This is a genomic window from Methylorubrum pseudosasae, assembly GCF_029504475.1.
In the GTDB taxonomy this organism is placed as follows: Bacteria; Pseudomonadota; Alphaproteobacteria; order Rhizobiales; family Beijerinckiaceae; genus Methylobacterium; species Methylobacterium extorquens.
In genome coordinates, this window is record NZ_JAQGDU010000002.1 from 7,501 (window position 1) to 33,546 (window position 26,046).

The window sequence follows — 26,046 nt, forward strand, 5'->3', positions numbered from 1 at the left end:
TAGCCCGGCAGCAGGGCAAAGCCGTAGCGCTCGTAGGGCATGGCGCCGGCCCCGTTGACGCGCCGCGCCACCAGGGGCGGCCGCGCGGTCACGGGCTCGCGGGCGTAGCTGCCGGGCGCGACCGGCTCGGTGAGCGCCCGCTGCAGCGAGGATGGCGGGTAGCGCAGGGGATTGTCGAGCGGCACGCTCAGCGGGAACTCATTGCGCTGGACCGCCGCCGGCACCGTTCCGGTCTGGGCGCCGATCGTGGCCGCGTCCGGCCGGGGTACGCGGCCGTAGGAGGGCGCGTCGGGTTTCGGCTCCGGTCGCGTTTCCGCCCGCGCGGGCGACCGCGGGGGCTGCGGCGCGGCGCAGGGCAGTGGCGGCCCGCCGGTATCCTCGCGGAACAGCATGTCGACGACCTTCGGGAACAGGCCGTCGTAGCGGTTCACCGTTTCGAGATAGGGGCGCTGGCGCTTCAGCCGTTGCAGCGTCAGGGCGTAGCCGAACACCGTGGTCTCGCTCGGCATCCAGGCGACGGCGCGCTGAAACCATTCGAGCGCCGTGTCGAACTGGCAGGAATTGTAGGCGTACCACGCCAAGCCTTGCGCCCCCTCGCCGGAGGCGGAGGCGATCACGACCTTGGCGTAGCGCTCGATCCGCGCGGGCTCGATGAAGGGCGGGTTGGCCAGCGTCAGCTTGCGTTCGAGCACGTCGATGAACAGCAGCTCGTTGCCGACGAAGCGGTCGCGCCAGGCATAGGCGACCTCCTCCGCCTCGCGCGGCATGTTCAGTTCGCGCAGGGTATGGGCGAGGCCGTGGGCGACCATGGCGTCGCCGCCACGGCCGATGGCGAGCTTGAACCATTCCAGAGCCTCGCGGAACTGGCGCCGCTTGTAGGCGTACCAGCCGAGCAGGCCGGTCTGGCTCGGGTCGCCGCTCTTGCGGGCGTAGGTCTGGAAGGCGGTGAGGTCAGCCAGGGTCGGCGTCTGGGCCGGCTCGTCGTGCAGGAAGGCGGCGATGCGGGCGCGGGTGATGTCGAGGCGGATCGCGTCGAATTCCGAAGCGCCCTCCGGGTTGGTGCGTCCCATGGCGATGAGCCGCTCGGCCTGATCCATCTTGAGATGGCTCATCGCCTTCTGGATCGTGGCGAGCCGCGCGCCTGCATCGGCAGGGCCATCGAGGACCGACTTGTAGAGGTCGAAGGCGTCCTCGCCCGCCCCCGTCGTGGCGAGCGCGTCGGCGATGATCCAGAGACTTTCGAGGTCCGTCGTGTCGAGGGCGCTGGGATCGGCGCGGTAGAGGGCGACCACCTCGTCGGCATTCCGGCCCGGTCCGCTCTTCTCCGCGGTGGCCTTGATGCTGGCGCGGAACTCCGCCCGGCGGAGCTTGCGCGCGAGTTCGTCCGAGGGCTGCCAGTTCGGTTCGAGCGAGCGGCGCGCCGCGATGGCCGCACGCAGATCCTGGAAGCGGCCGGCGGTGAACAGATCCCACAGCGGCGCTTCTTCGGGCGGGCTCGGCTGCAGGGTGTCGAGATCACCCGGTTCGGTCCAGCCGGGATAGAGCCGCTTCAGCCGCGCGATCTCGGCCTTCATCCGGGCGGTCTGCTTCTGCGAGGCGTAGTAGCGCAGCGCGCTCTCATCGACCATGCCGGGCGTGACCCCGGTCTCGGGATCGACCACGATCGCGGGCGCGCGGGCGCCGTCGCCGTAGATGAGGCGCGTGGCTGATTCCGGTGCCGCGCTGCCCTGGGCCATCGCGGGCGCCGCACTGGCGACCAGGAGCGCGCCGAGGAGCGCGCCCGTCGCGAACGGCCGGGATGTCAGACCCCGGCGCGGTCTCGTCCGCCGGGCCGCCGGGCCTTTCGGCGCAGGACGCCGCGGGGGCGTCAGGATTTCACGCATGACGGATACCGCATCCGGGCGGCGATCAGCGAGAGGAGTTGGAGGGTGGCGGGATAGTAGTTCTGATTGTCCTGCACCGTCCTTAAGGCTTCCGGAAAGGGTGTTCCGTCCGCGGCGCAGGCGGTGATCGCGGAGATCGCCATATAGCCCGGCTCGCTCAGCCACTCGACCGGCTGCCCGTCGCGGGTGTCGACGATCGGCAGGCGCTCGCGCTCGATCCCGCCCCAGAGCGTCTTGAACGGCGCGTAATCCTCCGGCCGCCCGACGCCGGCCCAGGCGAGATAGAGCGGCACCCGGATCGCGTTGTAGGAGAATAGCGGCGGGAAGCCGTCGGCGGGGCGTAAGCTGTCCTTGGCCGAGATCCACTCGGTCGGCAGGCTGCTCGGTCCGAAGCGGGACTGGCGCAGGAAATCGACGCCGCTGCGGATCAGCGAGGCCCAATCGTATTCCGGGGCGACGATCGGCAGCCGCTGGAAGGCGGGGAAGACCCAGTAGGACAGGTTGATGAGCGGACCGTCGGCGCGCTCGCGGGCCGAGAAGCCGGAAACGGCCGGCAGCAGGACCGGCCCGTGCGGGTCCTTGAACAGGATGGTCTTGCGGCCGAACTCGACGGCGATGCGGCGCGCGGCGGTGCGGTAGGAGGGTTCGCCCCAGGCCTCCGCCGCCTCGGTGAGCGCCCAGGCGACGAGGATGTCGCCGTCGGTGGCGTTGTTCATGTCGGAGACCGCCGGGCGGTGGTCGGGCGCCCATCGCCATGCCAGCAATTCGTCGGAGCGCACCATGAGGTTGGCGCGGGTCCAGCCCCAGATCCGCTCGAAGGTGGGACGGTCGCCGGCCGCGACCGCGAGCAGCATTCCGTAGCCCTGGCCCTCGCTGTGGCTGATCAGGCCGTTGGCGGTATCGACGATCCGGCCCTGCTCGGTGATGAACCGCGACCGGTAGGCGCGCCACGCCGCATCGTCGCCCAGGGTGTTGGCCAGCAGCGGCCCGGAATCGGTCCGCGCCGACGTCTCGGCGCGCGGCGGGCCCGGCAGGGCCGTGGCGGGGGGCACCGTGGTGGCCTCCGTCTGCTGGGGCGCGGGCTGAGGCACTTGGGACGACGTCTCCGGGGAGGCCGGCTGTGGGGATGCCGGCTGCGGGGTCGTCTGTGCCGCGGCGGATCCGGCCGCCGCGAGGGCGAGCGCCGAGGCAAGTGCCCATCCGATGATACGCGGAGCGGTGAAGCCGGGGCGGCAAGAGCGGCAAGAGCGGCGCGGGGTGCGGGGGGGCCGCATCAGGAATTCCTTCGACCGAGTTGGCGCACGAGGCCCGTAGTGGCGAGGCCGAGGCACAGAGCCATGAACAGGGTCATGCCGACATAGTAGCCGGGATTGAGGGAGAGCCAGGCCGCCGAGACGAGCCGAAAGTTCGCCAGCGACCACGAGCGAGTCTCGATCAGCGCGACGCGATCGGGCTGGACGGTGGTGAGGGTGCCGTCCGAGGCATCGAGGAAGGCGGCGCGCCCGACGAGGCGGGTCCAGACCACGGGATCGACAAGGCAGGAGACGGAAGCCTTGAGCATCGATGGGTTCGGCGCGGTGACGAGCACTGTGGTCTCGCCGAGGCGGGTGTCGCCGCTGTCCTCAGCGATGATCAGCGAGGCGCGGGGATTGACCGGCACGTCTGCCGCCGGTGCCGCGATCAGGCCCGTCACGCCGCTGCGCAGCCGCAGCGCCCCGTTCGCGAGCCGGGTCCAGCCCTCCCGCAGGACGCTGGGCACGAAGGCCGCGCCCGACATTGTCTGATCCCAGCGGGCCACGAGTTCCTCGTCGGTCTCCGGGGCCGCCGGCCGCGGCGTGCTTCGCGGTGCGGGCGCCGCCGCAGCGGCGGGGGCGGCCGTGGACGTCGACGGGGGGGCCGCAGCCACGCTGACCGGCACCGCGGCGGGCGGCAGGGCGCAGCGCATCGGCAGGTTGCGGCGCAGCCGGTCGAGGGTCAGCACGCCCTCGGGGCCGAACTGGCCCGGTGTCGCCACCGTCTCGGCCCGCCCGCCCCAGATGCGGCGGATCTCTTCGGGATCGAGCCCGACCTCTTGGATCGTCACCGGATTGAGGGCGCGGGCGGGCGCCACCACGAGCCTCGCGCTGCTCTCGGTGCCGCCGACATCGGGCACGAGTTCGAAATCGATGACGCGCTTGGCGGCGATGGCGAGGCGGGCGGCCAGCGTCGCGGCGGCATCCGCCGTCTCGCGGTCCGCGACCGGCAGCACGAGGCGCGGGCGCGGGCCCGGCGCGGTGAACGGCACGGCCCCCGCCTTGACCGCCGCGAGATCGGGGCTGCGCACGGCCCGGGCCAGGGACGGGATTTCGAGGCGGGTGCGGTCGAGGAAGAGGAAGCGCGGCTGCCGCGCCGCGGGCGAGAGGGTGTCGCAGACCTTGTCCGCCGCGTTGGGCAACTGCGCGCTGATCTCGACGCTGTTCAGGCCCGGCCGCCACAGGCTCAAGGGCAGGGGGATGGCCTGATCGTCGAACACCTCGCCGCGGGCATAGGGCAGCGGCACGCTCGCGGCGTTGCGGCCGTTGATGTCGACGACAATCTGGGCGCTCGAATCGAGCCCGGCCGCGTAGCCGCCGGCCAGGTGCAGCATGGCCTTGCCGTAATCGGCGGGCACGAAATCGGGCGGAAAGCGCAGCTCGATCCGGGTGCGCAGCAGGCGCCCGTTGAACTCCCGGCTGGTGACGCCGAGGCGCTGCAATTCGAGCCGCTCGCCGCCCTGCACCTCGTAGCCCCGGATCAGGGGCGCGAGCGCCGTGCCCGGCCCGCTGCCGCCGGCATCGCCGGCCGCGGCGAGTTGAGCGGTCGCCGCCCGCACGTCGTCCGGGCCGAGGCCGGTCACGACGAGCGTCGGCGCGCGGTTGCCCCGCGGCGGCAAAAGGGCGAGCCGCGGCCCGGTGATCGGCCCGAGATCCTCGACGCCGTCCGTGCCGCGGATCTCGGCGGCGGTCCCCACCAGCAGGTTGACGCCACTGCGGCCGGCGAGCGGCGGCCCGAAGCTGACCGCGGGCCGGGCGAGCCGGCTCACGACGGCAAGCGCCTGCACGGCGCCGATCATCCGCTCCAGGCGCGGCAGGGTCGGCTTCTCGTTGAGCAGCACGCCCATGGGGAGGGCGCCGCTCTCGTCGGGTTCGAGGGCGGCCAGCGATTTCAGGTCGAGGTCGGCGGCCGGCGCGATCACCAGGCCGGAGCGCGAGGGATCGATCTGGGTCCAGAGCTCGTAGGTCGCCTCGATCGCGCAATCGACCCGGTGGCGCTGGCTCGCCGTCAGTGTCACGGCGTTGTAGCCGGCCTTGAGGACGCCGTCGGGAATCGCGAATTCCACGACCTTGACGGCGCCGGGGGCCTGAATCCGGGTCCAGCCGACCTTGGTGCCGTTGACGAGGCCGGTGAGTTCCGAGCCCTCCGGCGCCACCGAGATCGCTGAGAGGTAGGAGACGCGCAGCCGTGCCCCGCCCCGCGCCTGCCCCTCGGTGAGGTAGACCGGGTATTGCAGCACGTCCTCCTCGCCCGAAAGGCGGAAGCCGCGGGTGCCGGCGGGCAGGCGGCGGGCCGGGGCGATGGTCGCCTGGATCTGCGGACGGCGTCCGCCGTCGGCGCTGTCGGGGGCCGAGGGGCGGCCTTGCGCTGTCGGCGCCGGGGCGGCGGACGACGTGGGCGCGCGCGCAGGGGCTTGAGCCGGCGCCGGGCTCTGCTTTCGCAGGGCGTCTCCGGTCGGCGGCACCGTCAGGCGCTCGGCCGGACCGGTCCCGAGGAAGCTCTGCGCGCGGGCCGGCACCCCGCCCATGAGCGCGCAGACGAGCGCGACGGCCAGGGTCGGCGCCCGGGCAGCCCGGCGCGCGGGTCCGAGGCCGGGTCGTGGAAGAGGCCGCACCGCCATCGCGCTCATGCCGTGCCGGTGCCGCGGCCGGTCCGACCGGCGAGCGCGCGCTCGTTCTCGTAATCGAGCATCATGCGCACCCAATCGTTCGAGGCGCGGGCCGGCGGGTTGGCAGAGGGGTTGGCCGGGGCCTGAGCCGCCGGGATTGGGCTCTGCGCCTCGGCCGGCACAAGCGCCCTCGGCGCCTGCGGGGCGGCCTGAAACGCGTGAGCCGGCACCGCTGGCGCAAGCAGCGGCTCGGGCAGGTTCGCCCCGGTCGGCGCCCGTTCCGGCGCATCGTAGATCGGCGAGGTGCCGTCGATCAGCGGCGCCACCGCCGGCCGCGCATCGGCGGCGAAGGCGTAGCGCACGGCGCGGAACGGCTCGGACAGACCCCACCAGATGAATTGCAGCGTGCCGGTCAGGATGTCCTTGTGGCGGCGGCGGCGCATCTGAAAGCGGCGCATCGCCTCCGCGTCGCCGTACATCAGGCCGGCGAGCGCCACGTAATCCTGCGGGCGCAGGCGGCCGAAGCTCAGGCGGGCGAAAGCCTCGTCCTTGGTGCGGTCGATCCGCTCCAAGGTCACCGGCAGGGCGCCGGCCGGGCGCGCGCCCGCCACCGGGACGACGGTGAGCGCGCCGGTGAGCTTGCGGTGTCCGCCCCCGGTCGGCAGCAGGGCCGCGGGCAGGCGCACGGTGCAGGCCTCGGCCGAGACGCGCTCGATCGACACGTCGATGGCCCGGCCGCCCAAGGTGATCTGGCCGCGCCGGTTGATGGCAAGCGAGGGCGTCCGCTCCAGCTGTCGGCGCTCGGCGCAGACCCCGAGCGCCGCGCCCGCGGTCAGCAGGTTGAAGAAGTTCCACAGCCCGACCACCAGCATCAGGTTGGTCACGCCCGGCTCGAATAGGTAGCGCCACGTCGCCACCGCGCAGCCCGCCGCCAGCAGCCCGTAGACGGCGAAGAACGGGAGCGAGGCCGACGAGAGATGGTCGTGGTCGAGGCTGATGCCCTTGTCGGTGACGTTGAAGGTCGGCTTTCGCGGCGACCAGATCACCGAGACGATGGCCTTCGACAGATAGAGGCCCTGAACGTATTCGTAGAGCTCCGAGACGAAGGGCCAGCGGAATTTGCCGTAGACGTAGTTCTGCATCATCAGGTTGATGACGATGTAGGTTGCCGTATAGGCAATCGACTCATCGACGCTGGCAACGAAGATCTTCAGATCGAAGAAAATGTGCAGCAGCGGCGCGAACATGAAGATCAGCCGCGGCACGGGGAAGAACCAGAACGTCATGCTCGAGAGGTAGGCGATCTTCTGGATCGGCTTGAGCCCCTTCTGCAACGCGGGGTTCTTCAGGAGCAGGATTTGGAACATGCCCTGGCACCAGCGCGAGCGCTGGCCGATGAAGGCCGAGAGCGTCTCCGGCTGGAGACCGGCGATCAGGGGCTTGTCGACATAGGCGCTGGTCCAGCCGCGGGAATGCAGCTCGAACGCGGTCTCGCAGTCTTCGGTGATGGTGATGCCGGAGAATCCCCCAGCCTCGTCCAGCGCGGTGCGGCGCAGCAGGGCGGCCGAGCCGCAGAAGAACGAGCCGTTCCACTTGTCGAGCCCGCGCTGCGTCACCGCGTAGAACATCTCGTTCTCCGACGGCATCCGCTCGAAGGTCTTCAGGTTCCGCTCGATCGGATCGGGGTTGAGGAAGGCGTGCGGCGTCTGGACGAGGAAGAGCTTCGGGTCTTCGGCGAAGTAGCCGACCGTCTCGCTCAAGAACGAGCGGAACGGGACGTGGTCGGCATCGAGCACGACGACGATCTCACCGCTGGCGAAGGCCAGCCCGTTGTTGAGGTTGCCCGCCTTGGCGTGCTCGTTGCGGGCGCGGGTGAGGTAGCGGCAACCGAGTTCCTCGGCCAGCACCGTCAGCTCGCGCCGCCGGTCGCGGGCGGCCTTGGCCTTCTCGGGGTTGGGGTCGGCGCATTTCTGGTCCGACCCGCCGTCGTCGAGAAGCCAAACCGTGAGCTTGTCGGGCGGGTAGTTCATCTGGCGCGCGGCCGCCAGCGTCATCGCCAGGATGGCGGCGTCCTCGTTGTAGCTCGGCACGAACACGTCGACCGTGGGCAACTCGGCCGCGCGCGCGACAGGGGGCGGGGCCCGCTTGAGCGGGTCGGCGTTGATGATCAGGCTCACGAACAGGATGAAGACGCAGTACAATTCGCCCACGAGCAGCAGCAGGCCGAAGCCGAAGCTGACCGGATCGCCGGGGGAGGGCAGCGTATCGGTGACCCGCCACAGGATGTAGCGGAGCACCACGAGGCTCCCGAGCGCCAGGAACACGAAGCGGGTGCGCGGCCCGTCGAGGAACAGCCAAAGCACGATCATCGCCGCCATGGCGGCGAGACTCATGGCGAGCTGGTTCTGCGTCCCGACCGGTTGGCTCAGCAGGATGAGGCCGGCAACCGTCGTCCCCATCCAGGCCAGCCACCGCAGCGCACGTATCACACTCGCCACCCCTGCCTCGTGGACGGATCCATCATTAAAATACGACGATTTCCGGATGCGTTCACGACGCCGCCGTCCCGCTCTGCGAACAAGGTTGATTTTGCGATGCAGAGCGTAGCGTCATCCGTAGAAAATGTCCGAAGATTCGGCAGGAATTTCGCGGAAATGACATGCGATGGCGAGGAATGTCTTCCTGATATGAAAGCCATTCTTCGCTTGGAACAGCAGTACTTTGCCGTGAGACGCGGGGACAAGGCGGCGGATTGTCCGCATTGATCCAAACGCCTGACTTCGGCCGCCGCCGCGACCGGCGGCCCGCTCGCCGTCGGAATGCGCTCTAAAAGTTGGCGCGTGCCTCGATGCTGGAATAGTAGCCCGTGCCCTGGACGCGGTCCCGCACGTAGCCGGCCGCGAGCGACATCTGGACGGGGCCGAAGCTCAGGCCCGAGAGATGGGCGCCGACGCGGTACTGGCGGAAGAAGTCGTCGCCGAGGAACAGCGCCTCCGGGCCGATATAGACGCCGTCGGCAACCATGTAGCCGACCCGGAAACGGGAATAGTAGGCGTTGAACTTGGTCGAGTAGGAGCCGTAGGCCGAGACCATGGTCCGGTCGGTCGGCGTGGCGTAGAAGTTGCCAGCGACCTTCAGGCCCACACCCGTTCCGACGACCGGGTTGCCGGGGTCGGGGATCGAGAGCTGGTTGCTGCGGACGTTGAAGCCGACATAGCCGGCGAGCGCCGCCTCCCGCCAGATCCACTCGTAGCCGGTGAGCAGCGAGCCCTCCTGCTGGTAGCCGGTAACGCGGGCGCCGACGCCTTGTCCGGGATAGGAGTAGGTGCCGGCCACGGCCTCGACGCGCACGCGCGCGCCGCTCACCGTCGGCGGGCTGCCGAGTGCCGTCGTCACGGTGACGGAGCCGAAGGCCGAGGAATTGGAGGTGATGCTGGTCGAGCCATCGACGGCCACCGCCCAGCTGTCGTCCACCGCCTGCGCCTGCGCGCCGGTGTACCAATCGACGCTGGCCGCCGCGGGGGCCGGTGCCGGCAGGTCGGCGGCTCGGGCCGGGGCGGCGAACACGGCCGCACACCCGCAGACAAGAATACAGAGATTCCCGGGAGCCCGTTGATGGTTGCGAGAAACCACAGCCATTCGATCCTCGGATACGCACACGCTACGCACCGATTTATCAGGGTCCAGGGTTAACAAGAGCCTCCCCGAATCCAGGAAAGCCTGATTCATCTCGGCCGAGATCTTGTCATACCAAATCCGTTTGATCCCTTCGGGATGGCGGATTTGGGCTTCGCTCAAGCGCCGCGCGGGCTGACCGATACGGTTCCCGCTTTGATCAAGCGGAAACCGTATCAGGCGTTCCCGATGCTGGGCGGATTCAGGCCGCTCGGGCCTGCGGGGCCGCCGCGCTCAGCACCGCCGCGAGATCGTCGGGGCGGAACGGCTTGTCCAGTTGCAGGAACTGCCGCGCCGCGGCCGGCAGATGCCCGTGGGGGCTCGCCAGGATGATCCGGATGTCGGGATGGCGCTCGACCACCGTCGCGGCGAGCTGGAGGCCGGTCATCACCGGCATCGACTGGTCGGCGATCATGGCGTCGTAATCCGCGCTCTCGCCGAGCAGCGCGAGGGCATGCTCGCCCGAGGCGGCCTGAACCACGTCGTGGCCGAGATCGGCCAGCGCCTCGGCGAGGCTCGCCCGGACGAGGCTGTCGCTCTCCACCAGGAGGATGCGCAGGGTAGAGTACCAGAGGGCCGGCTGCTCCGGCGGCCGCTCGGCGGCCCGCAGCCAGATCTCGGCGACGAAGGCGTCCTCGCCGGTCCCGTCGGAGACGGGGCGCCAGCCGGCGCCGATCTCTTCGAGGAGCCGGGCCACCGTCTCCAGCGAGCCTGGGCGGGGTGTCCGCGCCGTCCGGCTGGGCTCGTGCTGCCCGCTGGCGACGAGGAGGCGCACGTAAGCGCCCGGCGGCAGGCCGAAGCCCGTCTCGGTCTCGGTCACCTCCTCGGCGGCCCCGACCGCGAAGCCGTGCAGCCCGTGATCGCGGAAGTGGAAGGCGAGGTTGAGCAGGACGAGTTCGAGGATCCGCTCGGCGCACAGCACCTTCGGCAGGTCGCCGGGAACGCGGTTGATGACCGGCACGTCGCGCAGCACGTTGGCCCCCATGAAGGCGAGGGCGGCCTCGACGCTCGTGGCGACGTCGCACTCGGCCAAAGCCTCGCTCTCGCCGCGCACGAGCCCGAGCATCCGCCGGGTCAGCGCCGCCCCGCGCGTGGCGCCCGCAAGCGCCGCATCGACGAGGCGTGCCGGCTCGGGGTTCAGGCCGTGGCGCCGGCGCACGGTCGCGAGGTTGGCGTGCACGATCGTGAGCACGTCGTTGAAGTCGTGGACGATGCCGTCGGTCACGCGGCGCAGGATCGCGTTGCGCCGCTGCTCGTTCAGGCCCGAGGGCGTCTCCGAGACGCCGCCCTCGATCGCCCGGCTCAGGGCGTGAATGCGGCTGCCGTCGCCCGCCGCGCGCAGGAAGCGCACCAGCACCCGCCGCTCCGCTTCAGGCACCGGCTCGGCGCCGTCGGCGCGGGCGCGCAGCACCACGTCGTGCGGGCCGTCCGCCCGGCGCGCCGCGTCGAGGGTGAGGTCGAGGAGGGCGTGGTCCTCCGGCTCGAACCATTCGGCGAGATCGGACAGGTCGGTGGCGTGGTCCGAGGCCGTCGCCGTGCCGGTCCGGTCGGAATCCGACCAGACGACCTGGCGCGTCTCCGGGTCGATCTCCCAGCAGGTCCAACCGGACATCGCCTCGAAGGTCTGAAGCCGGCCCTTGATCCGGTCGAGGCCGGTTCCCGCCAGCGCCAGCGCCGCCTCGCGACTCTGGGAGCGGCCGGCCACCGCCTCGGTCAGCGCCGCGATCTCGCGCACCGGGGAGGCTGCCGCCTCGTCCGGGCCGGCCTCGCCCTGGGCGAGGCGTTGCAGCGGCTGCGCGGCGCGGCCCCCCATGGCGTAGCCGAGCCCGGCGGCGGCACCCACCACGGCGAGCGCCAGTGCCAGGAGGCGCCCGTCGGGCAGCAGACCCGCCGTCACGGTGGGCGGCGCGTAGGCGGTCACCACCCAGCCGGGCGAGCTGAGTTCACGCCCGCCCTGGACCGGCGCGGAGGCCGAGCGGTGCTCGCCCCAGGGCGCGGAGGCGGTGCCCGCGAGCAGCCGCCCGTCGGCGCCGCTCACGGTGAAGGCGATGGTTTCGGGCAAGTCGAGCGCTCGGCGCAAGCGAGGGCCGATCTCGAGGAAGGCCGGGCCGGCGCGAAGCTGGATCCGGTCGGAGCGTCCCGGCATTCCGAGGGAGAGGACGATATCGAAGGGCGCCGTCTCGTCCCCCTGGGTCGCGATGACGACTTCGGCGTTGCGGGCCCGCGCGAACCAGGGCTGCCGGGCGACGCTGCTGCCCGGCCGGCGCGGGTCGGCGGCGGCGCGCACGCTGCCATCGACACCGATCAGCGCGGCATCCCCGTAGCGCGGGTTGAGGGCGAGCCAGTCCCGCAGCAGGGTCGAACGCTCGGCCTCACCCAGCGTCGGATCGCCGGGGCGCAGCAGCAGCGCGACGGTGCGCGCATCCGCGACGCTGCCATGCAGCTCCGCATCGACCGCGTCCGCGAAGGCGCGCGCGCCCGTCATCGCGGCACGCTGCGCGCCGTCCGCGGCGGGGCCGGCCCCGAACATAGCGGTCCCGATCCAGGCGAGCCCGAGCGCCGCCGCCGCGATCAGGGCGAGCTGGGCCGCGTTCAGCACCTTGAGCGAGATCCGGACGGAATCCAGCATGCGGGGGCTCCGCCGGCACAGCTTGCCGGCCGCAGGAAACCGGGATTGGTCGTCCTGCCCTCTAGACGAGGCCGCGAAGCGCTTAAGGGCCGGTTAATGCTGGCGGCATCGCCGGCTGGCTGAGAGCCGTATCCGACCGGATGGCATCCGTCCGGCGCCTTTAGGTCTTTGGTTTGACGCGCCTTCTTTCGACAAACCGGTGACCACGTCGTCGGAATGCGCTCGAGGTGTCGTCCGGGAGTGCCTCGCCTGGCACGCAAGAAACATCGAAAGCTTTGCCGCGGGCCGGCAAACCGGCAGCCTCCTCGAATCGGACGCGACGTCGTCCGACCGCCTTTCGAGGGTTTTGTGGTTTTTGTGGCATAGGCGTTGCTAGGACCTGTCCGCCGGTCGTGAGGGCCGGTGACGGCGAGCACGTGAGCCCCCGCGTTGCCCCCACGCGGAAGGCCCGCGTGAGCGATTCCAACGGGACGGAATCGGCCTCGCCGTCTTCAAGGATGCGGAGCGCGAGATCGAGATGAACGCAATGGCCCTTTCCGTCGCCGTCGCCCCCGAGATGACCGAGGATGCGCTGGCGGAGCGACTGATCGAGATGACGGTCGAGGATTGCCAGCGTGCCTTTGCCGAGGGCAGCGTCACCGCGGAGGCGCTGGCCGAAGCCTTCCTGGCGCGGATCGAGACCTACAACCCGCGCTACAAGGCGCTCATCGTGATGAATCCGCAGGCACTCGATGACGCCCGCGCCATCGATGCCCGCCGCGCGGCCGGCGAAGAGCTGGGGCCGCTCGCCGGGGTGCCCGTCGTCATCAAGGACACGATGGACATGGCCGGCCTGCCGAGCACCGGCGGCTGGCACTTCCTCAGCGCCGAGGCCGGCGGCGTCGACCTGATCCCGGCCACCGACGCGCCGGTGACGGCACGGATGCGCGAGGCCGGCTGCGTCATCCTCGGCAAGACCAACGTGCCGGTGCTCAGCCATACCGGCAGCCACGCCAACGATTCCTGGGCCGGCCCCACCCTCAACCCGGCGGCACCCGACCGCATCCCCGGCGGCTCCAGCGCCGGCACCGCCACGGCGGTGGCCGCCAGCCTCGCCGTCCTCGGGCTCGCCGAGGAGACCGGCGGCTCGATCCAGAACCCGGCCTCGGCGCAGGGCTTGGTCGGCATCAAGCCGAGCTTCGGTCTCGTGCCGAATGCCGGCGTGATGCCGCTGGCCGGCAGCACCCGCGACGTGGTCGGGCCGATCGCCCGCTGCGTGCGCGATGCCGCGCTCACCCTCGACGCGCTCGCCGGCTATTCCTCGGCCGATCCCAAAACCGTAGCCGGCATCGGCAAGCGCCCAGAAGCGGGCTACGCGGCGGGGCTCGATGCGGGCGCGCTGGCGGGCAAGCGCCTCGGTCTCTACGGGCCCGGCTGGCGCGACCTGCCGCTCTCGGAGGAAGCGAGCGCCCTCTACGCACGTACGCAGAAGGAACTCGAGGCGGCCGGCGCCACCCTGGTGGCCGATCCCTTCGCCGGCACGGGCTTTGCCGCCATCGCCGAGCCGACGCCGGGCCTCGTCTACTTCGACGCCCGCGGCTTCGAATCCGCGCCCTACGACCTCCAGCTCTATCTGGAGCGGATGGGGCCGGACGTGGCGATCCGCAGCTTTGCCGCCTTTGCCGAGGCGACCAAGGCCGAGGACGCCTTTGCGCCCGGCGGCGTGCTGCACCCGATCACCAACCTGCCCGGGCTCGCTCCCTGCCTCGCCGACCCGGCGAGTCCGCCCGATCTCTCCGACTTCCTCGCCGCCCGCGAGGCCTATCTCGCCCTGTTCGACCGGGTGATGGCGGAGCACGGGCTCGACGCCCTGGTCTTCCCGCAGATGCGGGCCGAGCTGCCGCCGCTGCACGGCCCGGGCACGCTGCTCGAAGCCACGGTCTGCGAGATCAACATCGCCGGCCTGCCGGGGGTGACGCTGCCGGCGGGCGCCTACGCCTCCGGCTCGCCGTTCAACCTGATCTTCGTCGGCCGGATGTGGAGCGAGGGCGACCTGCTCGCCTACGCCTACGCCTACGAGCAGGCGACGCATCACCGCCGCGCCCCGGCCCTCGACGCCTGATTCTTCGCAATCGGGACACAAGCCTGCCCAGCTCCCACGGGGCCGGGCAGGCCTGCTGACTGCGCTTGCACCCTGTGGTTATCGTGCCCTGTGCACGTCGTGGAAATTGTGCGCGACCGTTCTGTGTCCGCGGCGCTATCCTGATCTCAAAGGGGGACAGGGCCGGGATGCTGACCGATCATCGCCACGAGGAAATTCTCTCGCAGCTCGCGCAGACGGGGCGCGTCGGCGTCACCAGCATCGCCGCCACCCTCGCGGTCTCCGACGAGACGATCCGGCGCGACCTGAAGATGCTGGAGGAGCGCGGGCTGCTGCGGCGCATCCACGGCGGCGCCGTGCGGCCGCGCCTCGATCAGGAGCGCCCGCTCACCGAGCGCAGCGGGCTCAACAGCCGCGAGAAGGGCCGCGTCGCCGCACTGGCCGAGGGGCTGGTGGAGGACGGGATGTCGATCTTCATCGACACCGGCACCACCACGCTGGCCCTGGCCCGGCGGCTCACCACCCGCAAGCTCACGGTGACGACGAACTCCATCGACCTCGCGCTGCTGCTGGCCGACAGCCCGGCGCGGGTGAACCTGACGCCGGGCCGGCTGCGCCCGAACGACAACGCGCTCGTTGGCTACGACACCGTGGACTACGCCCGGCGCCACTTCTTCGACCTCGCGATCATGGGCATCGCCGCCTGCGACCTCGCGCAGGGTTGGATGGACTACGAGGATCACGAATCCGTCCTGCGCCAAGCGCTGCGGGGCCAGACCCGGCGGGCGGTGCTGCTCGCCGATTCCCGCAAGTTCGGGCGCCAGGCCAACCTCCAGACCTTCGATCTGGCCGCGCCGCTCACCGTGGTGACCGACCGGCCGCCGCCCGAGCCCTTCGCCGAGCGCTTCAGCCGGCACGACGTCGACCTGATCTGCGGGTGAGGCCGGTGGCTTGGAGACGGCGCCTCGATCATGGGTTCACGGCGTCGGCAGCGGCGGCGTGACCTCGGGCGGCGTCTCGCGCACGGCGCGCAGTTCGTACCAGAGGGCGTTGAGCACGCCGACCGCGGCGGCCAGTCCGAGGCCGAGGATCCAGGCGAAGTACCACATCGTCGTGCGTCCTGATGCGAGGGCAGGGGGCCAGGAAAGCCGGCCCCGGCGGCGCCGGGGCCGGGAGCGTCAGTAGGCGGCCGAGCCGGGGGCGGTGATGTCGCGATCCGAGACCTTGCCCCACAGCACCCGGTAGACCCAGGCGGTGTAGGCGAGGATGATCGGCAGGAAGATCACCGTCGCGATCAGCATGTTGCGCAGGGTCGCCCGGCTGGAGGAGGCGTCGAACACGGTCAGCGCGTGGCCCGGATGCGTGTTCGAGGGCAGGATGACCGGGAACATCGACAGGCCGACGGTGGCGATGATGCAGGCGATGCCGAGGCTGGAGGCCAGGAAGGTCAGCCCCACATGCCGAGCGCGGAAGCCCAAAGCCGCCAGCAGCGGGCCGGCGATGCCGAGGAGCGGCACCACGGCGAGCGCGGGATGGGCCCAAAAGTTGGCGAGCCACGCGCCCGCATCCGCCACGACCGCCTTGGTCAGCGGGTTGGACGGGCCGTCGCCGGGGAGCGGGCTCACCACCCGGTAGCCGCCGAAGGCGCCGGCCCAGATCAGGAGGCCGCCGAGGGCGAACAGGGCGGCGGTGGCGAGCGCGGCCTTGAGCCCGATGGCGCGGGCGCGCTCGGCGACCGGCCCCTCGGCCTTGAAGGCGAGCCACGCGGCGCCGTGCGCCACCAGCATCGCCAGCGAGACGAGGCCGCAGAGCAGCGCCAGCGGGTTGAGCAGGCCGAGGAGACTTCCCCCGTAGATCGGGCGAAGGTCGCCCGTGAAGTGGAAGGGCACGCCCTGGAGCACGTTGCCGACGGCGACGCCGAAGATCAGCGCCGGCACCGCGCCGCCGACGAACAAAGCCCAATCCCAGCGGGAGCGCCAAGCCGCGCTCGCCCGCTTGGAGCGGTACTTGAACGCCACCGGCCGCAGGATCAGGGCGAACAGCACGAGGAACATCGCGAGGTAGAAGCCGGAGAAGCTCAGCGCGTAGAGCGCGGGCCACGCGGCGAAGATCGCGCCGCCGCCGAGCACCAGCCAGACCTGGTTTCCTTCCCATGTGGCGGAGACGGTGTGGATCGCCACCCGGCGCTCGACATCGGTGCGGCCGACGAAGGGCAGCAGGGCGCCGACGCCGAGATCGAAGCCGTCGGTGACGGCAAAGCCGATCAGCAGCACGCCGAGCAGCACCCACCAGATCAGGCGTAAGCTTTCGTAGTCCGAGAGAAGGGCGAGCATGGAGGGGAACTCCTCGGGGAACCGGCGCGACGACGGGGTCGGCCGGCGAAGGGGGGAGGGGCTATTCGGCGGCGACGAGGCCGGCGGCGTTCCGGTTCGCGCCGGCGCCGGGGAAGAGGGCGGTCGGGTCCTCGGCCAGGGTCTCGGGCCCCTTGGCGATGGCGCGCAGCATCAGCTGCACCTCGATCACCGCGAGCACGCCGTAGACGAGGGTGAAGCCGGCGATGGTGATGAGGAGCGAGGGGATGCCGAGTTCGGAGGTGGCGAGCGCGGTCGGCAGCACGCCCTCGATGATCCAGGGCTGGCGGCCGAACTCGGCGACGAACCAGCCGAACTCGATCGCGATCCAGGGCAGCGGCAGGGCGAAGAGCGCGGCCCGGAACAGCCAGCGCGGCGCCTCGGCCTCGCGGGCGGTGTACCAGAGCGCCGCCCCGAACAGGGCGATCAGCAGGAAGCCGCAGGCCGCCATTGCCCGGAAGGTGAAGAACAGCGAGGGCACGTGCGGCACGGTGGACCACGCCGCCCGGTCGATATCCGCGTCTGTCGCCTTCAGCGGATCGCCGATCAGTGGCTTGAGGAGCTGCGCGTAGCCGAGATCCTGTTGCGTCCGGGCGAACTCGGCGCGGGCCGCCTCATCCGTGCGGTTGGCCTTGATCCGCTCCAGCGCGGAATAGGCGACGAGCCCGTTGCGGATGCGGTCCTTGGCGTGCCCGACCAGTTCGGTGATGCCGGGGATCTCGGTCGTCAGCGAGCGGGTGCCGATCAGGCCCATCGCATAGGGGATGTGGAGCGCGTAGCGGGTGGTGCGGTTCGCCAGATCCGGGACGCCGATCGCCGTGAAGGCGGCAGGAGCGGGCTCCGTGTGCCACATCGCCTCCATGGCGGCGAGCTTCATCTTCTGGTGGTCGGTGACGGCGTAGCCGCTCTCGTCGCCGAGCACGACGACGCTGAGCGCCGAGGCGAGGCCGAAGGCCGCCGCGATGGCAAACGAGCGCTTGGCCAGTTCGAGATGCCGCCCGCGCAGGATGTAGAAGGCCGAGACGCCGAGCACGAACACCGCGCCGCAGACATAGCCGGCCGAGACCGTGTGGACGAACTTCGCCTGCGCCACCGGATTGAAGATCACGGCGGCAAAATCGGTCACCTCCATGCGCATCGTGTCGGGGTTGAACAGGGAGCCGACCGGGTTCTGCATCCAGCCGTTGGCGATCAGGATCCAGAGCGCGGAAAAGTTGGTGCCGAGCGCCATCAGCCACGTGACGACGCAGTGGGCGAGCGCCGAAAGCTTGTCCCAGCCGAAGAAGAACAGCCCGACGAAGGTCGCCTCGAGGAAGAAGGCCATCAGGCCCTCGATGGCGAGCGGGCCCCCGAACACGTCGCCGACATAGTGCGAGTAGTAGGCCCAGTTCATCCCGAACTGGAACTCCATGGTCAGGCCGGTGGCGACGCCCAGCGCGAAGTTGATCCCGAACAAGAGACCCCAGAACTTGGTCATGTCGCGCCAGATCTTGCGGCGGGTCATGACGTAGACCGTCTCCATCATGGCGACGAGGATCGAAAGTCCGAGCGTCAGCGGCACGAACAGAAAGTGGTACATCGCCGTCAGCGCGAATTGCAGGCGCGACAGATCGACGAGCAGCGGATCGGTCATGGGAGGCTCCTTGTCCGACATCGCCTCTCGCGCCGCCGCGCTTGGCGATCCTTGACGCAGATCAAAGCCGCTTTCGCCGCCCCCGCCGCACAAGGCGGCATGACCCGACCATCCCCCCGCGCCCGATCCGGCCGCGCCGCCCTCGAGCCCGCGGCGCTCATCCTCGCCCGCGGGGCGGCGCGGGCCGGCCTGTCGCGCCTCCACGGACTCCAGGTCCTGCGCTGCGTCGCGACGCTCGGGCTGGCCGTGGCGCTGGCGCGGCTCGCGGGCGCGCTTATCGAGACGGGCGGGCTCGACGGGCTCGCGCTCGGCCTTGCCGGGGCCTGCCTGCTCGCAGGCGCCGGGCTCGGGAGCCTGATCGAGACGCGCGGCGCCGCCCTGGAGGCGGAGGTCGCCGTCGCGCTGATCGATGCCGCCGAGGCGCGGCTCGCCGTGATGCCGGCCCGCGCCGCCGCCGACCTGCCGCGCGGAGCGGTAATCGCCGGATTGCAGCGGCATCCCGGCGCGCTCGCCCGCCTCGTCGTCGGCCACGCCGCGGCACGGCGGATGATGGGAGTCGGGCCGGTGCTGACGGCGGGGGCGGTCGCCGTCGTTTCGTGGCAGGCGGCTTTGGCGCTGCTCCTCGCTACACCGGTGATGATCGTGTTCTTCGCCCTCGTCGGCGGCCTGATCCGCGACCGGGCCACGGCGCAGGAGGCGGCGCTCGGGCGCCTCGCCACCCAGTTCGCCGACCGGGTGCGGACGCTGCCGACGATCCTCGCCGCCCACGGCCTGCCGCGCGAGACGGCCAAGCTCGACCGGCGGCTCCAGGCCTATGCCGACGGCACCATGGGCGTGCTGGCGGTGGCCTTTCTGAACGCGGGCGTGCTCGACTTCTTCGCCTCGCTCGCCATCGCCATCCTGGCGGTGTTCCTCGGGCTCGGCCATCTCGGCCTCGCCGAGATTCCGGGTTTCGCCCATCTGGCACTGTGGCAGAGCCTGCTGATCCTGCTGCTCGCCCCCGAATATTTCCTGCCGTTCCGCCGCTACGCCGAACTCTACCATGCCAAGGCCGAGGGCGAGGCCGCCGCCGAGGCGCTCGCCTGGGTGTTTTCCGAAGAGGCCGAGACGAGGCCCGAACGCGGCGTGGTTTCGGCGGCGCCGGGCGCCCGCGGCCTCGTCCTGCCCCATGCCGGGTCCGTCGCCGATTTCGATCTGCCGGAGACGGGGCTCGTCGCCCTGACCGGGCCGAGCGGGGCCGGCAAATCGACCCTGCTGCGGGTTCTGGCCGGCGTCGAGGCGCCGCTTGCCGGGGCCTTTCGCCTGCCCGCGCCGGGCCTTCCTGCGACCTGGGTCTCCCTCGACACGCCGATCCCGGCGGGCACGCTCGCCGCCGCGATCGCGGATGGCACGACCGCGACGCCCGAGGCCGTGGCGGCGGCTGCCGCGTCGCTCGGCCTGAGCGACGATCCGCACTGGCCGGGCGGCCTCGACGCCGCGGTTCTGGCGGGCGCCGAAAACCTCTCCGGCGGCCAGCGGGTCCGGGTCGCCGTCGCGCGGCTGCTGCTGCGGCCGGGCACCGGCTTCTGTGACGAGCCAACCGCCAAGCTCGATCCCGCCAACGCCGCGCGGGTGCGCCAAGCCCTGGCCTGCGCCGCCCGCACCCGCCTCGTCATCGTGGCGACCCACGATCCCGCGCTGGCGGCGCTCGCCGACCGGCGCATTGTCCTCGGTGCCACCCTTTCCGAGAGGCAGGCCGCGTGATGCGCACCCGCTCCGATACGACGCCCCCCGGTCCCGGCCGCGCCGAAACGTCCCGAGCTTGGACCCTCGCCCTCGCCCTCGCGGCCCTGGCGCTCGCGGCAAACCTCGCGCTCGCCGGCACCGCCGTGAGCTTCCTGGCGGCGGTGGCCCTGGCCGGCGCCGGGCCGGCGGCCTTCGCCTTCAACTTCCACCATCCCGCCGCCCTGGTGCGGCTGTTCGCGCTGCTGCGCACGGGCGCGCGCTACGGCGAGCGCATGGCCGGCCACCGCGCGGCGCTGACCGATCAGATCCGCCGCCGCGCCGGCCTGTTCGCGGCCCTGGCGCGGGCGCCGGAGAGCCGCGGCGCCGGCTGGCAGCTCGGACGCCCGGAGCGGCTCGCCGACTTCATCGACGACGTGGCCGACATCGACTACGCCCGGCTGCGCGTCGGCTTTCCCCTCGCCATGACGAGCGCGGCGCTTGCCGGTCTCGTGCTCGCCACCGCCCTCGTGGCCCCGCTCGCGCTCCTCCCCGTCGCGGCGCTCGCGCTGGCGGGCGGCCTCGTGGCCCGCCACGCGCTGACGCGGCTCGCGGCCATCGAGGCGTGGGTCCGCCGCGCACGGCGCACCGCCGCGGCCGATCTCGGAGCGGCTTTGGCGGGCGCGGTGCCCCTCGACGCCGAGGGGCGGCGCGGCCCGGCCCTGCGGATCGCCCTCGATCCCCTGCGCGATGCCGAACGCGAAGCCGCCTGCGGAAAGCGGGCGCTCGCCCGGCTCGAGGCCGTGCTGGCGCTGGCCGGTCCCGCCCTCGCCCTGGCCGTGCTGCTCGCAGCCTGGAGCGCCGGCGCCCGCGGCACCGGGCTCCTGCCCGCCGCCTTCCTGGCCTTCACCTGGCTCGCCCTCGCGGAGCCGATCCTGTCCCTGCCACGGGCGCTGCTCGGCTCCGTCCGCGCCCGCCTCGCCCGCCAATCCCTCGCCGTGGAGGAGGGCGCCGCCGCGGAGCCTGACCCCCGGCCCGGTCCGGCCCTCGGTGCCCTGACCCTGCACGGCCTGCGCCTGCGGGCGCCGGACGGGCGCGATCTCGGCCCGGCGCCGGAGCTCGCCATCGTGCCCGGCACGCCGCTGACCCTCGTCGGCGCCAGCGGCTGCGGCAAGACCACCCTGCTGAAGGCGCTCGCCGGCTGGAGCGCGGAGCGCCCCGGCGAGACGATCCGGCTCGGCGGGACTGTGCGGCCGGCGGCGGAGCGGCGGGCGCTGACGCATCTGAGCCTGCACGATGCCGCGATCCTGTCCGACACCGTCCGCGAAAACCTGTTCGCGCCCACCGCCTCCGACGCGGCGTTGTGGGCAGCGCTGGAAGCCGTCGAACTCGACGCCCGCATTCGCGCGGCTGGCGGCCTCGATGCCTGGATCGCCGAGGGCGGCCTTTCGCTGGGCGAAGCGCAGCGCCTCAACCTCGCCCGCGCCAGCTTGAGCCCGGCCCCCGTCATTCTCCTCGACGAGCCGGCCGAGCATCTCGGCGACGATCAGGCCGCGCGCATCCTCGGGCGCCTGCTCGCGCACTGGCACGACCGCATCGTCGTGCTGACGAGCCACCGCCCGGATCTCAGACTGCCCGGGCGCCGGGTCTCGCTCGGGCTGGATTGAGGCAAGCCCGGCCCGAACGCTGAGACTCCCCATTACGCTCGGCCGAGATTCGGGCCGCGGCGAGGCTCGGTGCCGGCCGGTCTGTGCGGCCAGGCGCCGTCGCGGCAGCCATGCGCCCCCTCTCTCGAAGCTGTCGCCATCGCGAGAATCGGCCTGGATCCCTTCACGGCATCCGTTCCGATCAAGAATTCTGAGAAGATCAGAATAAAGATGCGGCCGCGGAAGAAATCACTCAGTGGGAAGACACCGCCCGCGCCGCCGTAATGCGCCTCCTCGGTCGTCCTTCATTATCCGCTCGCTTCGGCCCTGCCCGGTTTCGACTTCACAGGTCGTGCGGAGGCAGGCTATTGAGTCATCTGGGGCGGGGTGCGGGACGGGAGGCTTGCGATGCAAAGCTCTGGCAACAGCGCCGGTGTCGAGCCGATCCCAGCCGAGCCGCCTTGCGCGCACGACCGCTCGGAGCGGGGCTGCGCCGCGTGCAAGGTCCGCCTCGTCAGCGTCTGCGCGGCGCTCACGAGCGAGGAACTCGCCGGCTTGGAGGCGCTGAGCCAGCCCGTCCATCTCGATCCGCGCCAAGCCCTGTTCCAGCAGGAAGACCGGGCGGGCGCCGTCTACAACGTCACCGAGGGGGCCTTGCGCCTGTCGCGGCTTCTGCCGGACGGGCGGCGGCAGGTGATGGGTTTCGCCATGGTCGGCGATTTCCTCGGCCTCGCTCTGCCCGAGCGCTTCACCGTCACCGCCGAGGCGCTGTCACCGACGACGCTCTGCCGGTTCGAGAAGCGGGCCTTCGCTGGCCTCGTCGCGCGGACGCCGCACCTGCTGCAACGCCTCTACGAGCGGGCCGGCCATGAGCTGACGCTGGCACAGGATCACATGATGCTGCTGGGCCGCCGCACCGCCGAGGAGAAGGTGGCGAGCTTCCTGCTCGGCCTGCGCACCCGCTACGCCGGCATCGGGCGCGATTCCATCACCGTCGAGCTGCCGATGGGCCGGCAGGACATGGCCGACCATCTCGGTCTCACCATCGAGACGGTGAGCCGGATGCTGACCCGGCTCGACCGGGAGAAGGCGCTTCTGATCGTGCCTGGCGGCGTGCGCCTGCTGGACCTTGCCCGGCTCGAACGCATCGCGGCGAGCTGAGACGGGCACCCCTGATCGAAGCGGAAGCCGAACGCCCCGATCCCGAAGGGATCGACCGGACTTCGGCGGGGCGCCTCACCGTTCGAGGGTCTGAAGGTAGGCGATCAGGGCCTGTGCCTGGTCGGGATCGAGCCGGAATTCCGGCATCGTCGGGTGGCCCGTGGTGATGCCCTCGGCCAACGCCTCGGCCAGATCCGTCACGGGGTAGCGGCGGTGCAACTCGCGGAACGGTGGCGCGTCCGCCAAGGGGCTTGCGCCGACGCGGCCGATCGCGTGGCAGCGGGCGCAGTTCGTGCGCGCGATGGTCTCGCCGCGCTGGGCGCTGGGATCGAGCGCTCGGGCGGCGGCCGGCCAGGCGATCAGCAGGGCGGCCAGGATCGGGAGGGTGGTCGCGATACGCATCAGTGACACATCAGGCAGGGGAGGGGGCTGCGGTGCAGCATCTCGTAGGTGACGCCGCCGAACAGCCACTCGCGCAGGCGAGTATGGCCGTAGGCGCCCATCACGATGAGGTCGGCCTGCTGTTTGACGGCAAAGCGCAGGAGTTCGTCGCCGTCGCTCACGACGGTGCGCAGCAGGTGGGTCGTGACGGCGGCGCCGTGGCGGGCCAGATGGCCGGCGACATCCTCCGCGCCCTCGTTGCGGGCGCCCTCGCCGGTGCTGACGACGAAGACCTGATCTGCCTCGCGGATGAAGGGCAGCGCGGCCGAGACGGCCCGGCGCGCCTCCGAGCCGTCCTTCCAGGCCACGACGATCCGGGCGCCCCGAAGGTGCTCGACGCGCGGGGGCACCACGAGGACCGGACGGGCGGCCTCCATCAGGACGGGGCCGGGCGACACGCCGAGGGTTCCGAGCGGGATGTCGTCCGAGCCGCGGCGTCCCACCACGAGGAGGTCGGCTGCCCGCGCCTGTTCGACGAGATGGGAGATCGGGCCCGCCAGGGCCTCACGCCAGTCGCGGCGCAGCGGGGCTTCGGTGGAGCGCTCGAACAGGGCGTGCGCCTGTGCGAGCAGGGCGCGTGCCTTCTCCTCGAAATGCGGATCCGCGTCGTAGATCTCGCCGATATCGCGCACGTAATCCGGCGCCGGCACCTTGCAGGCGGCCGCCCCGGTGAGCGTCGCCTCGAAGCGCCGCGCGAGACTGGCCGCCAGCCGGATGCGGTCGGCGGCGGCCTCGTCGAGGTCGACCGAGACCAGGATGTTCGCGTAAGCCATGCTCGCCTCCCGGGGCGTCCCCCTCCGCTCGGTGGGGCCATCCTTCGTGGGGGCATCCTTGCCGCCGGCCGGTATGGGTGCCTTGATCCAGCGCAAGGCGGGTCGAGGGGGCCCGCGCCGCGCCGGCCTGCGGCCGGCCGCGTCCATCTGCGAGGCTTGAGACCAGCATGACCGGCCAGCCCCCCGTCGTCGTCGCGGTCGCGATCACCGGCTCGGTGCCGCGCAAACGCGACAACCCGGCCGTGCCGATCACGGTCTCCGAGCAGATCGAATCGACCCACGCCGCCTTCGAGGCCGGGGCGGCGCTGGCTCATATCCACGTGCGCAACGACGACGAGACCCCCTCGTCCGATCCGGAGAAGTTCGCCGCCGTGCAGGCGGGCCTGCGCAAGCACTGCCCCGGCATGATCGTCCAGTTCTCGACCGGCGGGCGCGGCCGCGACCCGGCGAGCCGCGGCCTCTCACTGCAGCACCGGCCCGACATGGCCTCGCTCTCGACCGGCTCGGTCAACTTCCCGACCATCGTCTACGAGAACCACACCACCCTGGTGACCGACCTCGCCGGCCAGATGCAGCGTTACGGCGTGCGGCCGGAGGTCGAGATTTTCGATCTCTCGCACCTGCACGGGGCCAAGCGCCTCGTCGAGGCCGGGCTGATGGATGCGCGCCCGCACGTGCAGTTCGTCATGGGTGTGCAGAACGCGCTGCCGGCGCAGGAGCACCTGCTCGACCTCCTGCTCGGGGAACTGCGCTGCCTGCTGCCGCAGGCGACCTGGACCGCCGCCGGGATCGGGCGCGAGCAGGCCCGCGTGATGGATTGGGCGCTCGCCCGCGGGGCGGATGCGGTCCGCACCGGGCTGGAGGACAACATCCGGATCACCCGGGAGCGGCTGGCGGCCAGCAACGCGGAACTGGTCGGCCTCGCGGTCGCGGCGGTGACCCGGCACGGCCGCCGCGTCGCGACTCCGGCGCAGGCCCGTTCCGCCCTCGGCCTCCCCGCCTGACGGCGGCGATCCCGAGAGTCGAAACCCCTTTGGCTCGACCCGGCTCAGGGCTGCTGAGGGTGGGGAGCGGCACCTGGCCTTCCGCCTCGAAGCGAGCGTTCCGCCACCGGCCGGAAGCGGTCATGCCCCCGAAACGGATTGCTTTCCCGCGGGCAGACACTCCATTGCCCCGATGCGGATCAATCGAACCGAATTGGCCGACCTCGGGACCTTCCTCGCCATCGCGCGCCACCGCAGCTTCCGGCGGGCGGGCCTGGAGCTTGGCGTCAGCGCCTCCGCGCTCAGCCACGCGCTCAAGGCGATGGAGGCGCGCCTCGGCGTCCGCCTCATCAACCGCACCAGCCGCAGTGTGACCCTCACCGCAGCAGGGGAAGATCTGCTCGCTTCGCTGGACGCCCCATTCGCGGCGATCGGCTCCGCGCTCGACGTACTCGACCAGCACCGAGACCCGACGGCAGCGACCGGGCGGATCCGCCTCAACGTGCTCGAACATGCAAGCACGTTGCTGCTCGCCCCCGTGCTGCCCCTCTTCCACGCGCGCCACCCGCAGGTCGAGATCGATGTCCGGGTGTCCAACGATCTGCTCGACGTCGTGGACGCTGGAGCCGATGCCGGCATCCGATATGGCGGAACGGTCCCTCAGGATATGGTGGCACAGCGCCTGTCTGCCGATCTGCGCTGGGTGGTCGTTGGCGCTCCAGCCTATCTCGATCGGCAGGGGATTCCTGACCATCCGCGCGACCTCGCGGCTCACCGATGCCTGCGCATCCGCTTGGGCGACGACCGTCTCTACCGCTGGGAGTTCGAGAGAGCGGACGAGCAGATCGCGATGGACGTTCCCGGTGCGGTGACGATCGACAACACGCAGTTTGGGCTGTCTCTTGCCTTGGCAGGAGGCGGGCTCGCCTATCTTCCCCAGCCCTGTGTCGAACCCTCGGTCGCCCGCGGCGAGCTTCGCGTCGTGCTGGCGGATTGGGGGCCAATCGGGCCCGGCTTCCACATCTACTATCCCGGACGTCGCCAACTGCCGACCGGATTGCGGCTTCTCACCGACCTAATCCGGGAGGTGAAGCCGCTCGGATTGTAGCGGCTGCACGTCCGACGATGAACTCTGCTCATCGTTCCATTGAGGGACACACGCCTGATCGGCGGCTCGCCCGATGTCTAC

Annotated in this window: 18 protein-coding genes (1 of these 18 only partly in view); 7 read left to right on the plus strand and 11 right to left on the minus strand. The window is 71.5% G+C overall.

Annotated elements, in window-relative coordinates; translation table 11 throughout:
* The 6 genes from M2437_RS00920 to M2437_RS00945 form a co-directional block, all read right to left on the minus strand.
* Positions 1-1,883, minus strand: the 5' portion of a protein-coding gene (locus tag M2437_RS00920) for a hypothetical protein (protein WP_253389134.1). Its footprint begins 169 nt before the window's first position; 1,883 of the gene's 2,052 nt are visible here — the first part of the coding sequence; its start codon is at positions 1,881-1,883; its stop codon lies beyond the left edge, outside the window.
* Positions 1,868-3,157, minus strand: a complete 1,290-nt coding sequence (locus M2437_RS00925) for a family 8 glycosyl hydrolase (protein ID WP_253389135.1) — start codon at positions 3,155-3,157, stop codon at positions 1,868-1,870. The genes M2437_RS00920 and M2437_RS00925 overlap by 16 nt, the downstream gene beginning before the upstream one ends.
* Positions 3,157-5,805 carry a cellulose biosynthesis cyclic di-GMP-binding regulatory protein BcsB gene (locus tag M2437_RS00930; RefSeq protein ID WP_253389136.1) on the minus strand — a complete coding sequence of 883 codons (2,649 nt, stop codon included), beginning with the start codon at positions 5,803-5,805 and terminating at the stop codon, positions 3,157-3,159. The genes M2437_RS00925 and M2437_RS00930 overlap by 1 nt, the downstream gene beginning before the upstream one ends.
* Positions 5,802-8,282 carry a UDP-forming cellulose synthase catalytic subunit gene (bcsA, locus tag M2437_RS00935; RefSeq protein WP_277570174.1) on the minus strand — a complete coding sequence of 827 codons (2,481 nt, stop codon included), beginning with the start codon at positions 8,280-8,282 and terminating at the stop codon, positions 5,802-5,804. The genes M2437_RS00930 and bcsA overlap by 4 nt, the downstream gene beginning before the upstream one ends.
* Positions 8,283-8,610: 328 nt before the next feature.
* Positions 8,611-9,423, minus strand: a complete 813-nt coding sequence (gene bcsS, locus M2437_RS00940; RefSeq protein WP_003606498.1) for a cellulose biosynthesis protein BcsS — start codon at positions 9,421-9,423, stop codon at positions 8,611-8,613.
* 238 nt (positions 9,424-9,661) lie between these two features.
* On the minus strand, positions 9,662-12,088 hold the full coding sequence (locus M2437_RS00945) for a response regulator (RefSeq protein WP_253389137.1): 2,427 nt from the start codon (positions 12,086-12,088) through the stop codon (positions 9,662-9,664).
* A gap of 517 nt (positions 12,089-12,605) precedes the next feature.
* Between M2437_RS00945 and M2437_RS00950 the strand changes: the two genes are divergently transcribed.
* Entirely contained in the window at positions 12,606-14,189 is a 1,584-nt protein-coding gene (locus tag M2437_RS00950) for an amidase (protein ID WP_253389138.1), read from the plus strand.
* A 167-nt stretch (positions 14,190-14,356) separates the two neighbouring features.
* Positions 14,357-15,109, plus strand: a complete 753-nt coding sequence (locus M2437_RS00955) for a DeoR/GlpR family DNA-binding transcription regulator (RefSeq protein WP_012252993.1) — start codon at positions 14,357-14,359, stop codon at positions 15,107-15,109.
* 36 nt (positions 15,110-15,145) lie between these two features.
* Here the strand turns inward: M2437_RS00955 and cydX are convergent, their stop codons facing one another.
* From cydX to M2437_RS00970, 3 genes are all read right to left on the minus strand, one after another.
* Complete coding sequence (gene cydX / locus M2437_RS00960) at positions 15,146-15,277, minus strand: cytochrome bd-I oxidase subunit CydX (RefSeq protein WP_003606082.1); 132 nt, start codon at positions 15,275-15,277, stop codon at positions 15,146-15,148.
* Between the two features lie 69 nt (positions 15,278-15,346).
* Positions 15,347-16,501, minus strand: coding sequence for a cytochrome d ubiquinol oxidase subunit II (cydB, locus tag M2437_RS00965; protein ID WP_253389139.1), 1,155 nt, complete (start codon positions 16,499-16,501; stop codon positions 15,347-15,349).
* 61 nt (positions 16,502-16,562) lie between these two features.
* Positions 16,563-18,152, minus strand: coding sequence for a cytochrome ubiquinol oxidase subunit I (locus M2437_RS00970; RefSeq protein WP_253389140.1), 1,590 nt, complete (start codon positions 18,150-18,152; stop codon positions 16,563-16,565).
* A gap of 99 nt (positions 18,153-18,251) precedes the next feature.
* Between M2437_RS00970 and M2437_RS00975 the strand changes: the two genes are divergently transcribed.
* The 3 genes from M2437_RS00975 to M2437_RS00985 all read left to right on the plus strand — a co-directional run bounded on the left by M2437_RS00975 (position 18,252) and on the right by M2437_RS00985 (position 22,660).
* Positions 18,252-19,895, plus strand: coding sequence for an ATP-binding cassette domain-containing protein (locus M2437_RS00975; RefSeq protein ID WP_253389141.1), 1,644 nt, complete (start codon positions 18,252-18,254; stop codon positions 19,893-19,895).
* Positions 19,895-21,520, plus strand: a complete 1,626-nt coding sequence (locus M2437_RS00980; RefSeq protein WP_253389678.1) for an ATP-binding cassette domain-containing protein — start codon at positions 19,895-19,897, stop codon at positions 21,518-21,520. The genes M2437_RS00975 and M2437_RS00980 overlap by 1 nt, the downstream gene beginning before the upstream one ends.
* 387 nt (positions 21,521-21,907) lie before the next feature.
* Positions 21,908-22,660: a Crp/Fnr family transcriptional regulator gene (locus M2437_RS00985; protein ID WP_253389142.1), complete on the plus strand. Its 753-nt coding sequence runs from the start codon at positions 21,908-21,910 to the stop codon at positions 22,658-22,660.
* Between the two features lie 75 nt (positions 22,661-22,735).
* On the opposite strand, the gene M2437_RS00990 is transcribed toward M2437_RS00985, so the two are convergent.
* Positions 22,736-23,062: a c-type cytochrome gene (locus M2437_RS00990; RefSeq protein WP_015822000.1), complete on the minus strand. Its 327-nt coding sequence runs from the start codon at positions 23,060-23,062 to the stop codon at positions 22,736-22,738.
* The gene (locus tag M2437_RS00995) at positions 23,062-23,874 is read right to left on the minus strand and encodes a universal stress protein (RefSeq protein WP_253389143.1); all 813 of its coding nucleotides are present in this window, start codon (positions 23,872-23,874) and stop codon (positions 23,062-23,064) included. The genes M2437_RS00990 and M2437_RS00995 overlap by 1 nt, the downstream gene beginning before the upstream one ends.
* 167 nt (positions 23,875-24,041) lie before the next feature.
* Between M2437_RS00995 and M2437_RS01000 the strand changes: the two genes are divergently transcribed.
* On the plus strand, positions 24,042-24,878 hold the full coding sequence (locus M2437_RS01000; protein ID WP_253389144.1) for a 3-oxoadipate:acetyl-CoA acetyltransferase: 837 nt from the start codon (positions 24,042-24,044) through the stop codon (positions 24,876-24,878).
* Between the two features lie 172 nt (positions 24,879-25,050).
* Positions 25,051-25,965, plus strand: a complete 915-nt coding sequence (locus tag M2437_RS01005) for a LysR family transcriptional regulator (RefSeq protein WP_253389145.1) — start codon at positions 25,051-25,053, stop codon at positions 25,963-25,965.
* Positions 25,966-26,046 lie beyond the last annotated feature (81 nt).

What these genes read in the sequence shown, in the direction of transcription:
- cydX (WP_003606082.1), bottom strand. Translation starts at nt 15,277, where the DNA reads ATGTGGTACTTCGCCTGGATCCTCGGCCTCGGACTGGCCGCCGCGGTC.
- M2437_RS00945 (WP_253389137.1), bottom strand. Translation starts at nt 12,088, where the DNA reads ATGCTGGATTCCGTCCGGATCTCGCTCAAGGTGCTGAACGCGGCCCAG.
- M2437_RS00975 (WP_253389141.1), top strand. Translation starts at nt 18,252, where the DNA reads ATGACCCGACCATCCCCCCGCGCCCGATCCGGCCGCGCCGCCCTCGAG.
- M2437_RS00990 (WP_015822000.1), bottom strand. Translation starts at nt 23,062, where the DNA reads ATGCGTATCGCGACCACCCTCCCGATCCTGGCCGCCCTGCTGATCGCC.
- M2437_RS00955 (WP_012252993.1), top strand. Translation starts at nt 14,357, where the DNA reads ATGCTGACCGATCATCGCCACGAGGAAATTCTCTCGCAGCTCGCGCAG.
- M2437_RS01005 (WP_253389145.1), top strand. Translation starts at nt 25,051, where the DNA reads ATGCGGATCAATCGAACCGAATTGGCCGACCTCGGGACCTTCCTCGCC.
- bcsS (WP_003606498.1), bottom strand. Translation starts at nt 9,423, where the DNA reads ATGGCTGTGGTTTCTCGCAACCATCAACGGGCTCCCGGGAATCTCTGT.
- cydB (WP_253389139.1), bottom strand. Translation starts at nt 16,501, where the DNA reads ATGCTCGCCCTTCTCTCGGACTACGAAAGCTTACGCCTGATCTGGTGG.
- M2437_RS00950 (WP_253389138.1), top strand. Translation starts at nt 12,606, where the DNA reads ATGAACGCAATGGCCCTTTCCGTCGCCGTCGCCCCCGAGATGACCGAG.
- M2437_RS00985 (WP_253389142.1), top strand. Translation starts at nt 21,908, where the DNA reads ATGCAAAGCTCTGGCAACAGCGCCGGTGTCGAGCCGATCCCAGCCGAG.
- M2437_RS00980 (WP_253389678.1), top strand. Translation starts at nt 19,895, where the DNA reads ATGCGCACCCGCTCCGATACGACGCCCCCCGGTCCCGGCCGCGCCGAA.
- M2437_RS01000 (WP_253389144.1), top strand. Translation starts at nt 24,042, where the DNA reads ATGACCGGCCAGCCCCCCGTCGTCGTCGCGGTCGCGATCACCGGCTCG.
- M2437_RS00930 (WP_253389136.1), bottom strand. Translation starts at nt 5,805, where the DNA reads ATGAGCGCGATGGCGGTGCGGCCTCTTCCACGACCCGGCCTCGGACCC.
- M2437_RS00995 (WP_253389143.1), bottom strand. Translation starts at nt 23,874, where the DNA reads ATGGCTTACGCGAACATCCTGGTCTCGGTCGACCTCGACGAGGCCGCC.
- M2437_RS00925 (WP_253389135.1), bottom strand. Translation starts at nt 3,157, where the DNA reads ATGCGGCCCCCCCGCACCCCGCGCCGCTCTTGCCGCTCTTGCCGCCCC.
- M2437_RS00970 (WP_253389140.1), bottom strand. Translation starts at nt 18,152, where the DNA reads ATGACCGATCCGCTGCTCGTCGATCTGTCGCGCCTGCAATTCGCGCTG.